Annotated in this window: 15 protein-coding genes; 11 read left to right on the plus strand and 4 right to left on the minus strand. The window is 69.5% G+C overall.

Features of this window, described 5'->3' with window-relative positions; genetic code table 11:
* Positions 1 to 2 precede the first annotated feature (2 nt).
* The 9 genes from OG870_RS05735 (at position 3) to OG870_RS05775 (ending at position 7392) form a co-directional block, all read left to right on the plus strand.
* Positions 3 to 695, plus strand: a complete 693-nt coding sequence (locus OG870_RS05735) for a zinc finger domain-containing protein (RefSeq protein WP_327690689.1) — start codon at positions 3 to 5, stop codon at positions 693 to 695.
* 146 nt (positions 696 to 841) lie between these two features.
* The gene (locus OG870_RS05740) at positions 842 to 1477 is read left to right on the plus strand and encodes a WhiB family transcriptional regulator (protein ID WP_327690690.1); all 636 of its coding nucleotides are present in this window, start codon (positions 842 to 844) and stop codon (positions 1475 to 1477) included.
* On the plus strand, positions 1474 to 3180 hold the full coding sequence (locus OG870_RS05745) for a hypothetical protein (RefSeq protein ID WP_327690691.1): 1707 nt from the start codon (positions 1474 to 1476) through the stop codon (positions 3178 to 3180). The genes OG870_RS05740 and OG870_RS05745 overlap by 4 nt, the downstream gene beginning before the upstream one ends.
* The gene (locus OG870_RS05750) at positions 3177 to 3368 is read left to right on the plus strand and encodes a hypothetical protein (protein WP_327690692.1); all 192 of its coding nucleotides are present in this window, start codon (positions 3177 to 3179) and stop codon (positions 3366 to 3368) included. Before OG870_RS05745 ends, OG870_RS05750 begins: the two co-directional genes overlap by 4 nt.
* A 120-nt stretch (positions 3369 to 3488) precedes the next feature.
* Positions 3489 to 3704 carry a hypothetical protein gene (locus OG870_RS05755; protein ID WP_327690693.1) on the plus strand — a complete coding sequence of 72 codons (216 nt, stop codon included), beginning with the start codon at positions 3489 to 3491 and terminating at the stop codon, positions 3702 to 3704.
* A gap of 128 nt (positions 3705 to 3832) precedes the next feature.
* Positions 3833 to 4363: a plasmid mobilization protein gene (locus OG870_RS05760; protein WP_327690694.1), complete on the plus strand. Its 531-nt coding sequence runs from the start codon at positions 3833 to 3835 to the stop codon at positions 4361 to 4363.
* On the plus strand, positions 4360 to 6084 hold the full coding sequence (locus tag OG870_RS05765; protein WP_327690695.1) for a relaxase/mobilization nuclease domain-containing protein: 1725 nt from the start codon (positions 4360 to 4362) through the stop codon (positions 6082 to 6084). The genes OG870_RS05760 and OG870_RS05765 overlap by 4 nt, the downstream gene beginning before the upstream one ends.
* Before the next feature lie 82 nt (positions 6085 to 6166).
* Positions 6167 to 6604, plus strand: coding sequence for a hypothetical protein (locus OG870_RS05770; protein ID WP_327690696.1), 438 nt, complete (start codon positions 6167 to 6169; stop codon positions 6602 to 6604).
* A 95-nt stretch (positions 6605 to 6699) separates the two neighbouring features.
* Entirely contained in the window at positions 6700 to 7392 is a 693-nt protein-coding gene (locus OG870_RS05775; protein WP_327690697.1) for a hypothetical protein, read from the plus strand.
* A gap of 79 nt (positions 7393 to 7471) precedes the next feature.
* Here the strand turns inward: OG870_RS05775 and OG870_RS05780 are convergent, their stop codons facing one another.
* The 4 genes from OG870_RS05780 to OG870_RS05795 form a co-directional block, all read right to left on the minus strand.
* Positions 7472 to 8545 carry a hypothetical protein gene (locus OG870_RS05780; RefSeq protein ID WP_266586660.1) on the minus strand — a complete coding sequence of 358 codons (1074 nt, stop codon included), beginning with the start codon at positions 8543 to 8545 and terminating at the stop codon, positions 7472 to 7474.
* A 179-nt stretch (positions 8546 to 8724) separates the two neighbouring features.
* Positions 8725 to 9411, minus strand: coding sequence for a DUF317 domain-containing protein (locus tag OG870_RS05785; protein ID WP_327690698.1), 687 nt, complete (start codon positions 9409 to 9411; stop codon positions 8725 to 8727).
* Between the two features lie 78 nt (positions 9412 to 9489).
* On the minus strand, positions 9490 to 9771 hold the full coding sequence (locus OG870_RS05790) for a hypothetical protein (RefSeq protein WP_266588548.1): 282 nt from the start codon (positions 9769 to 9771) through the stop codon (positions 9490 to 9492).
* Between the two features lie 104 nt (positions 9772 to 9875).
* The gene (locus tag OG870_RS05795) at positions 9876 to 10247 is read right to left on the minus strand and encodes a DUF317 domain-containing protein (RefSeq protein ID WP_266586656.1); all 372 of its coding nucleotides are present in this window, start codon (positions 10245 to 10247) and stop codon (positions 9876 to 9878) included.
* Between the two features lie 313 nt (positions 10248 to 10560).
* Here OG870_RS05795 and OG870_RS05800 point away from each other — a divergent pair, with 313 nt between their 5' ends.
* Positions 10561 to 11319: a hypothetical protein gene (locus OG870_RS05800; RefSeq protein ID WP_266586654.1), complete on the plus strand. Its 759-nt coding sequence runs from the start codon at positions 10561 to 10563 to the stop codon at positions 11317 to 11319.
* A 120-nt stretch (positions 11320 to 11439) separates the two neighbouring features.
* Positions 11440 to 12774 (plus strand): hypothetical protein, encoded by a 1335-nt coding sequence (locus tag OG870_RS05805; RefSeq protein ID WP_266586652.1) that lies wholly within the window; start codon positions 11440 to 11442, stop codon positions 12772 to 12774.
* Positions 12775 to 12931 lie beyond the last annotated feature (157 nt).

A 12931-nucleotide genomic window follows, 5' to 3' on the forward strand; every position in this document is an offset into this window, starting at 1 on the left:
CCTTGGACCGCCGCGAAGTTGCTGCCGTGCTCACCTATGTCGGTCGCCTGGACCCGCGCACCATCCGCACCGACGCGGGCGAGGCCCGCAACCAGCTCGCCATGTGGCACGAGCTGCTCGGCGACGTCCCGATGGCCACCGGCCAGGGCTGGGACGTCCGCGAGATCGTTCGCAAGCGCATCGTGAGTTCGCCGTACCCGATCCTGCCGGCCGATGTGGCCCGCGAATGGCAGGCGCACCGCCGCGACCGTCTGTCTCGGCACACCGACCCGACCCCCATGGCCGACCCGGACAATGCGGAAGCCTGGCGGGCGGAGCTGCTGGCGGCGCGAGATGCCGTGGCTGCCGGAGTGGCCGCACCCTCGGCTCACCGCGGGATCACGGCGGGGCGACACCGGCCGGGGCTCAAGGACCAGCTGGCCGCCGTCGGCTCCTACATCCCGCCGGCCGTGCGCGCCGAGCTGGCCCCGTACCGCCCGGCCCGCGCCGCCCGCGAAGCCGCCATCGCCGCCGGAGGACCCGACGTCCTGAGCGTGCCGTGCGACTGGTGTCACGCCGACAAGGGCGAGCCCTGCCGCCGCCGTCGCATCAGCCTCGACGGAAGTGCCCGGGGCAACGCACCGCGCGTCACGGCCCACCCCGGCCGCATCGACCGCGCCCTGGCTGCGCAGGTCCAGCAGGCATCCGCCGCCTGACCGCAGCCCCCTTCTCCACCAAAACGTTCCGCCTGCGGTACAGCCCCACGCCGTACCCTGAGCCCGCCTCGCAGCGCCCGCCGCACCCCGTCCCGCCACCGGTGCCGAGCGACCCGCACCCGCCGAGGCGACTTCCGGAGACCGTCATGCGCACCATCACCACCAACGACACCCCACCCCCGACGATCCGGGGTATCGCCGACCACAGCTGGCAGGAACGGGGCTTGTGCCACGGCCTGCCGGCCAAGGAAATCGACGAGCTGTTCTTCCACGCGGCCCGCGACCGCGCGGCCATCGACGCGGCCAAGGCGATCTGCGGCAGCTGCCCGGTGAAGAAGGCGTGCTTCGACTACGCCCTCGACAACGAGATCCGCCAGGGCATGTGGGGCGGGCTCACCGAGGACGAGCGCCGCCCCTGGCACGCCCGGGTCAACAAGCGCCTGGACTACAGCCGCGTCAAGGCAGCGTTCGAAGGCCGCGACGTCCACCTCAGCGACGCCGAGCGCGAAGCCGTCACCCGCCACGCCTACGTACGCGGCTGGAGCCCCGAGCGCCTCGCCTACGTACTGCGGCTCGACCTCGACTGGGCGCGCGACCTGATGCGCAACGCCGCCCACGCCGTTGCCGACCGCGACCGCTACTGGGGGCAAATCGACCCGGCCGAAGCAGCCGACGACGAGTACGTCGAGGACGAAGGCGCCGAGGCCGCCGCCTCAACCGTGCAGGTGCCCCGCCAGGCGCAGACCCACGCCCTGATCGCCGCTCTTCGAAAGGCCGCATGACTCACCTCCTCGCCGTGCCCTCCCTCCTCTCTGCCATCGAGCCCGTCCACCTCGTCGCAGCCGTCGGCGTGCTCGCCCTCGTGCTCGGCGGATGGTCGATCCGGCGCAACCGGACCCGGGCGAGCGGCCCGCGCGCCGGCAACCCCGCGGTCTGGGTCGCGGCCCTCGCCGCCCTCAACTGCACCGCCTACAGCGCCGACACCAGCTGGCGGTTCGCCGCCGATTACCTCGACATGGCCGGCGCCTTGGAGCGGGCCATGATGTTCAGCGCGGCCGAGCTGGCGCTGTTCGCGACGGCGCTGATGGCCCGGCAGAACCTGAAGACCCAAGGAGCACCCGGCCTGCCGGGTGGCCTGGTCTGGGTGATTACCGGGGTGCAGGTCATCCCGGCGTACGCAGAGTCGGGCACAGTGGGCGGCACCGTGCGGGCCTTCGTCGGCCCGGTCATGGCGGCCGTGCTCTGGCACCTGGCCATGGGCATCGAGCTGCGACTGCACAAGCCGGACGCCGCCTCCCAAGGGCTCCTGGCCACGCTCGGACGTGAAGTGCGGGAGCGTCTCCTCTCGCGCCTGGGCGTCGCCACGCGCAACCGCGACGCCGCGCAGATCACCAAGGACCGCGCGACTCAACGGGCCGTGGCCCTGGCCTCCCGGCTGGCCGGGATACCAGAGAAGGAGCGTGAGGACGGCCGTGGCAGTCGGATCACGCGTCGGCTCCAGTCGGCTCTCGCACGATCCGGTGTCGGCACCGACCCGCAGCAGCGTCGCGCGCTTCTGGAGCAGCTGGCCGCCCGTCGGCACGCCACGGCGCTCGCCACCGTGGTCCTGCCGTCGCCCTGGATTCAGCTCGCGCGGGACCAGGACGCCGATCACGGGGACCGGTCCCCTTTCCCTACGTCGATCGCGACTCCGTCGGCGAACGGGACGCAGGCGAGTGCGTGGGTGAGCTCGGTCCCCGGCGACGGTCCCCGAAGCACCGCATCGATCGGGGACCGTACAGAGGGGGACCGTGCGGAGCCGGGGACGGACCGTGAGCCCGTCGGGGACCGTCCCCACCCGGACTCCGTCGGCAACGCGGACCGAGCCGCCGAGTCCGGCTCGAGTCTGCTACGCGAGGGCCAAGAGGCGGCAGTCGGGGACCAAGACACCGTGCCCGCCGGGGCCGAGGAGCCCGACGACGGTGCGAGCGGCAGTGCCGCAAATGTGCGCGAAGCCGCTGCTCAGGAGGGCACAGGCCCGTCCCCGGCGGCCATCACCATCGGGGACGAGGGCCGGGAGTACCCGGACGCCGAAACGGGGACCGGGCCAATCGGGGACCGTCCCCACACCGTCCCCAACGACGACGGGGACCGCGAACACCCCGACACCGAAACCGGGACCGAACCCAACGGGAACCGTCCCCACCCCGTCCCCGTACGGCGGACGCAGAAGGCGAGGGCTTCCCGGAATCGGCCGCACGGAGGTCAATCCCAACGGTCCCGGAAGCAGCCGAAGCTGAGCGTGGAGGAGATGGTCGAGCGGGTCCGTCCCCATGTGCCCGCGCTGCTGGAGCGGGACGGCAACGAGTCGCTGACTCGGGTTCAGCTGCGGGAGATCCTCCGTTCCCAGCAGATCCGAGGAGGGCGGAACGAGCGTCTGACGCCGGTTCTGCAGCGGCTCCGCGACGAGGCGGGCACCACCACGGCACGGAGTACGGCCCGATGAAGACCTGCCAGCGTTTCGCACACATCAAGGCCGGCTTCGAGCAGGACATCCGCTTCCTGCGCGCTCACGCCGACCGTCACCAAGGATCCGCGCCGGCGAAGACCAGCGCGAAGAACGCCATGTCGGTGAAGCGGAGCATGGCGCGGGCCTTGAACCGGCACCTCGACCGCTGCCCCGAGTGCGGCTGACGGTCACAAACAAGCAGGTCAGGAGCCTGCTTCCGCCTATCCGTCCGGTGGCCCGGCCGAGGCCGGGCCACCGCCCCCGCACTGAAGGGACCCGCTATTCCTGCCCGTCACCGCCCGCGTATGCACCCACCGTCCACCGCCGAGGCCGCCGCCTGGGCGGAGGTGCTCGTACGCCACCAGCTCCTGTACGCAGCCGTGCTGACCCCGGGCGGCCAGTGGCTCGTCCAGGACCATGCCGAATCCCTTGTCCACGTCCTCCACGGCCCGAGAGCCATGGTCGATCTGGCCGCCGAAATCCAGCACCGCATCCGCACCACGAGGAACCGCACCCGATGACAAACCCGACCACAACCCCCACTCCCGCGCCAGGTGAGCCGGAAACCAACTCGACCTCGTCGCGAGCAAGTTGGTGCAAGAGCATTGCTCCCGGTGGGAGCAATGCTCTTGCGTCTCCCGCCCCGGGGGTGGCGGGAGCGGATCGGCACCAGGGGGCGCCGATCCGTCAGGATGCGACCGAGGGCGGCTCGCATCCTGACGAAGGGGAGAACCACTCCTGCCACAGCACCGACTGCGCCCACACCATGCCGCCGAAGCCCCACGTTCAGCAGCGTGAGCGCCTGCGCGACGAGAAGAAGCGCATGCACCAGCCGAGCTGCCGCATGAACGACGACGAGTACCAGCTCCTCGTCCGTGCTGCTGCCGCCTGCAATATGAGCATCGCCAACTACCTTGCTCGCGCCGCGCTCAAAGCCGCCCGCAACCTCGACCGCACCGCCGCGGAAATCGCCGGCGAACGCGAGATGCTGAAGGAGCTGTTCGGCCTTCGAATCGCACTGAACCGGATCGGCAACAACCTCAACCAGGTTGCGGCAGCCCTGAATTCGGACGAGCCCGCGCCGCAGGCCACGGCGGTTCTCTCTGCCGTCGACCGGATCTCCCTGCGTGTGGACGCCTTCCTCCGGCGCTACCTGGACGGCGAGCGTCCGGCTGCATGATCCCCAAAGTCCACGACATGGGCACGGACACCCGCGGGCTGGTGGCCTACCTGTACGGCCCCGGCAGGGCTGAGGAGCACATCGACCCCCACCTCGTCGCGGCGTGGGATCGTCTGGCCCCCGACCCCGGCCGCGACCCCGAGGCGACATACGGCGACCTGCAGCGTCTACTCGACCAGCCCGTCATAGCACTGCCCGAAAGCGTCAGGCCCGCCGAGCACGTATGGCACCTGTCCGTACGCGCCGCCCCCGAAGACCCGATCCTCACGGACGAGCAGTGGGCGGACATCGCCCGCCGCATGGTCGCCGCCACCGGCATCGCCCCCGAAGGCGACGACGCCGCCTGCCGATGGGCAGCCGTCCGCCACGCCGACGACCACATCCACATCATCGCCACCGTCGTCCGCCATGACGGCCGCCAAGCCCGCATCCGCAAGGATGGCGCCCGTTCCCAGGCGGAAGCACGGAAGATCGAAGTCGACTACGGGCTACGCCGGTTGAACACCGGCGACGGAACCGCCGCCAAACGCCCCGCCAGCGCCGAACGCCACAAGGCGAACCGGCAGGGCAAGGAACGAACACCACGCGAGGAACTGCGGGAGACGGTGCGCCGCGCCGCCGCCGGCGTCGCCAGCGAGCAGGAATTCTTCGACCGCCTGGCCGTCGCCGGCCTCCTGGTCCGCCAGCGCGTCGCACCCTCCGGCGATCTACTCGGCTACAAGGTCGCGCTGCCCGACGACCGCAACGAGGACCAGGAGCCGATCTACTATTCGGGCTCCACCCTCGCACCCGACCTCTCCCTACCGCGCATCCGCGAGCGGTTGGCCGGCAACGTCTCCGGACCCGGCCCCGAAGCCGTCGCGGACCGCTCCTCCGGCTCGGCGCATGTCAACCCGTCGACCGCGCGGCGCCAGGCGACGACGGCGGTCTGGCAGGCCGTACTCGTCGTCGACCAGAGCGACGACGGGCAGATCGCCGCGCAGCTCGCCGCGGCCGGCGAGGTCCTCGACGCGCTCGCCAAGACCTCGGCCGCGCACACCCGGCGCGAACTGCGAGATGCCGCCTGGGCGTTCGAGCGGGCTTCCCGCTCCCACATCCGGGCCGAACGGGGCCACGACCGTGGTCTGCGGCAGGCTGCCCGTGACCTCGTCTACGGCGGGCCGGCGCTCGGCCGTGGGGAGGACGGCGCCACCACCGCCATGTTGATCGACATGGTGTTCTTCCTGGTCACCGCCGCCGCCCACTGGCACGGGAAGAAGGAGCACGCCCAGCAGGCCGCTGCTGCTCGCCAGGCCGCCGAGCACCTACGCGCCGCTTACCAGGCCGCCGCGCCGATGTACCTGTCCGTCATGCACCAGCGCGGTAGGCGACTGTCCCAGCCCCTGCAGCGCAAGCAGGCCGCCTACCTGCGCCAGGCCGTCCCCGAACTGGCCGAGCAGGTCCTCACCGAGCAGGGCTGGTACGCCCTTGCCGCCACGCTCGCCGATGTCGAGCACGCTGGGCACGACCCGGCCGCGCTCCTGGCCGAGGCCGCCGAGCGACGGGAGTTGGACACCGCAGACTCGATCAGCGACGTGCTCGTGTGGCGGCTGCGGCGCATGGCCGATCTACCCGCCGACCCTTCCGCCATGCCCGAGCACACGGCCACCGCGCCCGCCGCCGCCCGCGGTGCTGCGCAGCGTCCGACGCACCGCACCGACCGTCCCGCCAAGTCCCGCTGAATTCAACCTTCTTAGAGTTGCAGCAGGTCAGGGACTTGCGGCACTCTCCTCGTGCAGGCGAGACGACAGAGATGGAGACGGCATGTTCCGACGCAATCGTGCGGACCGAGAGTTCCGTGAAGCCCAGCGTGCCGGCCAGGCCGTGCTGGCGATGCACACCGAGCTGCCGCTGCCGGACGCACCCGGCCCGGTCCCTGCCTCGGCTGCGCCGACGGCCACGGTGGTGCCCGACTTCCTGCCGCCGGACTTCCGGGCGCCGTCCCGCCAGGACGTCTCGGGGTTCATGATGCGCTGGGACCTGCCGCTCGTCATCGACGGCGAGGTCCACGCGTGCCACTGCGGTGCGTACCGAAACTGGATCGTCTTCAACATGAGCGACGACTCGGTGTGGCTGCGCTGCCCGGCCGGCCACGAAACGGAGGAGACCCGACTGGACACCGCCTGGTACAACCGCAACTCCGGTCCGGTCGACCACTTCCACCCCACCCTCGAAGACGGACTGCACCACCTCGGCCACTGAAGCCACGAAACCCCTTCCCTCACCCCTGCGTTCGTCGGCGCCCGGAGGGCCGACCCGGTCAGACCATCCGTCTCGCATCACCAAGGGGTTTCCGCATGCGCCGTTCCACCACGACCGCCCTCGGCCTCGGCACCGTCTTCACCGTCCTCGCCCTGACCGGCTGCTCCAGCCACACCGAGCCCGCCGACGTCTCGGCCGCATCCTCCGCACCCGCACACCGGGGCGGCAGCTCGGCATCCGCGCCGCTGTCCTCGACCCAGCTGAACCAGCGGCTGCTGAACGAGAGCGACCTGGGCGAGGGCTACACCCGCAAGCCCGAGCCCGCTCGCAGCAACGACGACGTCACCGTCATCGGCTGCCCGGCGCTGGAGGAGCTCGGCAGCGACGCGGCCACCGGCTCCGGCCTCGACTTCAGCCGCAAGGCGAAGGCGTCCTTCACCTACACCGGCAGCAGCAGCTCCGAGGTGAGCGAGGAGCTGTACAGCGACAGCGCCGCGAAGTTGTCCAAGGGCATCGGGAAGATCTTCGACGCGATGCTCTCCTGCCCCTCCTACCAGGTGACGTCGGGCAGCACCGTCGTCGACATGGGCACCGCGAAGGCGTCCGCGCCGGGCCTCGGCGACGAGCAGTGGAGCCAGCTGCTCACCTTCTCCGCCGGCGGGCAGCGCAGCGTCGTCAAGCAGACGGCGATCCGCACCGGCAGCATCCTGCTGATCGTCTCCGGCTCGCCGGGCCTCGTGGACGCCCACCTGGGCGAGGCGGTCGCCAAGGCGCGCATCGCACGCTGACCGGCTCCTCCACCTGCCCCGGTGTCCGGGCCTGTCCTCCCGACAGGCCCGGACACCGGGGTGTCGGCGTATGGGGCGATCAGCCGTCGAGACGGAGTTCGCCTGGCTCGTAGCGGAGTTGGAAGGTCTGCGCGTGCTCCCCGTGCATCCAGTACAGGGTCATGGTCGACAGCATGCTGCGCTTGATATACCGGGTTCGCGAAGGCATTCCTTCGTCCTGTTCGACGATCCAGGCTTCCACCCGCTCTGGCAGCCCGAACCGCAACGCGTATGCCTCTGGGTGCTCCGCGGAGCGCAGTTCCCAAACCGGATGTGACGCTGCCTGATTGATGCGACGCAGGCGCACCGCGTGCGTGGGGTGCGCTCTCGCGTAATCCACGAAGGCGTACAGATCATCCGAGGCCAGTCCCAAGACGAACGGCGCGGCAGGGAAGGCCAGGACAAGACCCAGTTGCGACCGGCTGTGCAGGGCCTGCGCCAGGTAATCGAGTGGGCCTCGAATCGCATCGGGCAGGTCCACGTCGCCCGCGTCCATTTCCAACAGCGGGCCACGAAGATACGTCCGTATCTCGTGCACCTTCGGCCGCTCGGCCGCGGGGGTCACTTCGAGCGCTGCGTGAATGGTGTCAGCCGTGGTCTTGACGAGATTCCGCAGGACGGCGAAGTCCGGTGCGGAGAGGTCGATCAGGGATATCTGGTGGGCCAGCGCGTAATCCTGCGCCTCCGGGCTGAAGCCGGACGTAGAGAAGATCGCGTAGCTATAGCGGTATCGCGTCCGCGGCCGGCCTGTCCCCGGAGCGGTGAGCGTGGTGGTCTCGCCCTCGTTCACATCGTGGATCACACCGTGGCCGTTGCGCACAGTGGGCAGACCAACTGGAGCTGTGGTCAGGTACTTTGCCTCGACGAACAAGCGGACCGGCAGCGAGAACGGCGGAACGTACCGGAACTGTCCGAGCGCGTCGACCTGGTGCCACGCCCCGCGTCCACGGACCAGCAGACCGTTCTTGTCCTTCTTCAGCACCTTCCACGGCTCTTTGTCCTTGTCGTCGTCGGCAGTGAGGACTTCGAAGCCGCTGGAGCGCAACAGCCAGGCCAGCACCTCCTCCAGGAGGTAGCCGCGCAAGGGTCCTTTGCCGATCACTTTGCCTGCCACGACGGGGATCCTATGCGCGGTCTGGATCTTCGTTCCAGGGTCCCCTCAGGCGCGCGGCTGCCGGGGTACGGCGAAGGCCCGGCGGTTCTCCTCCCGCGAAGAGAGTGGAACCACCGGGCCTGGAAAAGGGGCATCACCCCGCCGATCCCCCGCCTCGGCCACCGGCTCTGAGCTGCCCGTCAGCCGCGGCGGACGACGGTGAGACGGTCCTTCGCGCCTTCGGGGAGCGTGCGGCGCGGTACCGGGCCGGGTGCGGCGAGCGAGGAAGCGAAGGCGGCGACGAGCTCGTGTGGGGCGCTCGCGCTGAAGCTGGCACACCACAGATACGGCGCCCCGAGCACGGGCTCCGCCCACGCCTGCCAGCCCAGCAGGTCATCGCGGGGGTCGGCGTCGTGGATGAGCGGCGGCAGCATCTCCAGCGAGACGTTCGTGGAGAAGCCCGGGTCGGTGGCGGTCGTACGCGGGCGGTCCATGTCGCGCCGCCAGCCCCGGGTGCCGAGTGCGGTGAGGACCGACTCGGCGTTCTCGAGCCCGGCGTCGGGGGTCTCGCTGGCGTCGAGCGCGAGCAGGAAATCGGTGAGCGCCTCGTGCGGTACGCCGACGGTGAAGTACGCGTTCCACTCGGTCAAGGCCGACGCAGGGTACGGACGGGCCGACAGCTGCCAGGCCACCGGGAGGCCGCCCAGCTCGAACGGGTAGGCGGCGAGGATCCACTCGGCGCCGCGCAGGCCGTCGGGGCTCACATAGAGCAGGGTGCTGCGGGAGGTCGGCCACATGCGCCAGCCGAGCTCGGTCAGAGTGTCGCCGATCCGCTCGGCGAGGACGCCGTCATCACCGGCCAGGTGGCGCGGGGTGACCCAGTACATCGAGTCCGGCGAGTGGGGGTGGGAGGGATCGATGGGGTGGTGCGGGTGCAGGGGCGCCTCCGTCAGTTCGAGGTTGGATCACTGGCTGGTGTTCGGCCCGGTTGCGCCGCGTCGGCGGCGCGAGGGTCCCTCGGCCGGCGGTTGCCAGGTCAGAGCGACAGCCACGGCGGGCGGCAGAGGGCCGAACTGCTCGGCCTCCGGGGACTCGGCGATGTAGACCATCGGCCGGCCGTGCTCGTCCACCGCTTTCTCCACGCCGCCCAGACGGTGGGCCATGGGAAAGAAGGGGTTGACGGCGAGACGGACGGGCGTGTCGCGGTCGCAGACGGACAGCAGATCGAGAATGTCACCGACGGTCATCTCGGGCGAGTGCGGGTCCAAGGCGTTCTCCTAGCGGTAGCGGACGGGGCCACGAGAGCAGGGGCAGGGTACGCGGCGCGTACGAGGGGAAGCGGACGTGCCGGTCACAGGGGCTGGGAGGTGGCCAGGATCTGGGCCACGACAGCAGCGATGATCTCCGCCGGGGTCTCCGTACCGAAGGACATCCGGTAGCCGGGAACGTTCGCGGTGCCGGTGACCGCGATCACCCAGCCCTCGCCCGTCACCCAGTCCTCGTCCGCGCCGCCGGGCCGGCCGTTCGGGAAGTAGCCGAGGTAGAACCGGCCGTCGTGCGAGCTGACGTGCACGTCGGCGCGGTCGTCGACGATGTGGGTGAAATCGGCCTCCGAGAACTGGTCGACCACCTCCATCGCCTGACCGGCACCGAGCTTCCAGGAGCGGAGCCGCAGGGCCCCGACCGTGGTGGCGAATCCGGGTTGCGCCGCATCCAATGCCACAGCATCACCTCTCTGACCTGGGGTTTTTCGGAAGGTCGTTCAGGTTGACATGCCGTTGCAGCGTCCACCAGTCCTTTGGGCGATCTTCTTGTCTGCCACCGGCGAACTTGTCCTTGGACAGCGATGTGGGATCTCTATCTCCGTGGCCGAATCTCACGACCGATGGCCAAGCGGTGGCCGATCGGCCACGGATCTGAGATTGGTTGGTCAGCCCCTGTCCCGTCTCGCTGCTGGGACATGCCGTCTGTGCCAGGCGAGAGCGGATGGCCCGGGCCCTGTGGAAGAGCCACCGCGGCAGCGAGATACTGAGGCCGTGGAGAGCGGACAGGTTCGCACGCTGCACTTTGCGGTCGAGTGGGTCGATCAACACCCGGTGACCTGGCTCGAAGGTGCCTTCCCCGCCTCGTACGAGGTCGAAGGTTGGAAGCTGACGCTCACCGAAACGAGGCTCGCCGCCGCGCCAGCTGCGCGGATGATCGAGGACGAGGCCCGCTCTGCCGTCATGCCGCTACTGGATACTTGGTCGGCCGAGCTTGAAGTTGATCAGCGCCTCGTCGTGATGCTCTACTACCTCGGCGCTGACGTGGAGCCGGATACAACTGGCGCGAGGGGAACAGTTGCCAGCGCGGACTTCGCAACTGCGTCGGCCACAGCGTTCGACGCAACCATCGTCATTGAGCGCGACGCCCCTCCGCAGCCGGACTGGTCCTGGCGGGACACAGACGTGACCAAGGCTGCGCGGACGATGTGCCTGCGTCCTCTGCGGAGCGGGACCCGACCGATTGCAGACGCCGCCTACTGGCTCTCGACCCACCTGAAGAAGTGGGCCGCCGACGGGGATCAGACTGCAGCCGAGCGGCTCAACGTGTCCTCGGGTTACTTCAACAAGGTCAGTCAGTTGGGTGCAAGAAGCGACGAGCGGAAGGTCTCCACGGCCTCACTGGCGCTGGCTGCGGAGGACAAGGAATCACTTAGGAGCGCAGTAGAAGTGCTCATCCGGCGGCTGCACTTGGCAGAGAGTGGCCTCCGCCCGGGCCAGCACCTGGACCTGTCCGATTGGCCGGCTTCGTAGCGGTCCGGGCTGCCCCGGTGACCGGCTCGAAGACGACCCACGGGCAAGCACCTCGATTCGGGCGGGCCAGTCGGCCAAAACCGCTGGTGGGTTTGGGGGCGTAACCGGGATAGTGGCCCGGTGCCTGCGAAGTTGACCGATATGCCGCCTGACCGGCTGGATGCGCTGATCAAGCATCCCTTCCACCGGGAGAACGCCGAGGGGCTGATCAGGTTCATCCGCGATCTGCGGGAGTGTCACGGTCCCGAGGACTTCGTAGCCTTTCAGCACGACCTACTGACCGCCACGCTCGAAGCGAGTCATGCGCGTGCCGCGCGAAATCGGGTGATCAAGCGGCTCAAGAGGGGAGAGAAACTCCCCGCAGACGCGCCCGAGCTGGTAACGGGCAACCACCACGACGTGGACGACTGGCGGCTCGAGTCGGATGTCCTTGAGCGCATAGGCCGACAACTGCGTTCCGTGGGGGATGCCATGGCGTGGCGGGCATTTGGCTACGACCGCCGCTACATCCTCACCCTGCGACGGAACGAAGCGCCCGGCCCGATGACTTTCGCTAAGGAAGGCACCGTCCACGAGGTCCAGTTCATGCAGCAGCAGTGGAGCGAACACCGGCGCTTCGCGATGTTGCATGACCTGACGAACTGCCTGCGCATCGGCGACGCGACTGTCTTCGACACCCCCGACGAGAACAACCTGCAGACCATCTACCTGCATGAGCTCAAAACAAACCCGAAACGGCGTGAGGGCGCCCAGCTCACACGGACCCGCATGGCGGCCGAGGCACTGGACGTGAACGGGCCGCTGCCCGGACCCGACAAAGCCCGTCTCATCGAAACCGGCATACCGTACGCCAGCCACCTGTCGACCCTCCGCGACGCCTTCGCCTACGCCCACCAAGAGGGACTGAAGACGATGCGTGTGCCTGGGCAACGCGCACTGCTCGCGCTCGACATCCCGGCGGCCGGCAACCGTTGGGGCCTACAGGAAGCCACACGACAGTTCCACTCCGCGTACGCGGCATTGCTGCGCCGCACCCGACTGACCGGACAGCAAATCTGCTTCGGCAGCGGTGACAACACCGCCCGCAACACGCTGGCCCCGCCATGGGGCATCTATCCCCTACAGCCTGCGGAGTGCGCCGGCCTGATCGCCGACGTTCTGGTTTTCACCGTGACGATGTCGTCCGACAACTTCATCGAGGAGCTACATAAAGCCGGCCTGAACGCCGAGTGGGTCCTGGCCGAAGGCGCCGACATGGCGCCCCTCCAGCCCGTCGTGGCAATCTACGGACATGGCCACCGCGTCGTGATGGCCCGTGCGGAAATCGAGCGGCTACTGCTGGAACTCACCGACCTTGGCACGTGGGCACGAGGAGTGGAACGTCTCCTTCAACTGGGCGTTGCAGGCTGGCAGCCGTGGCCTTACTTCACTGACGAACACAAAGTCTGGGCATGACACGGGGCGCAGCCCGCGCGCGAGGCCCGTGACCTGGCCGACCAGACCCGGGTGCGGGTCGGCGGACTGGCCAAGTACATCCAAAGGCCCCCGACGGCCAGGGGAGTTGCGTTCGGCGCCCTGGAAGATAAGACCGGCGTGATCAACCTGGTCTTCT

Origin of the sequence: Streptomyces sp. NBC_00461 (assembly GCF_036013935.1) — a bacterium.
Lineage (GTDB): Bacteria > Actinomycetota > Actinomycetes > Streptomycetales > Streptomycetaceae > Streptomyces.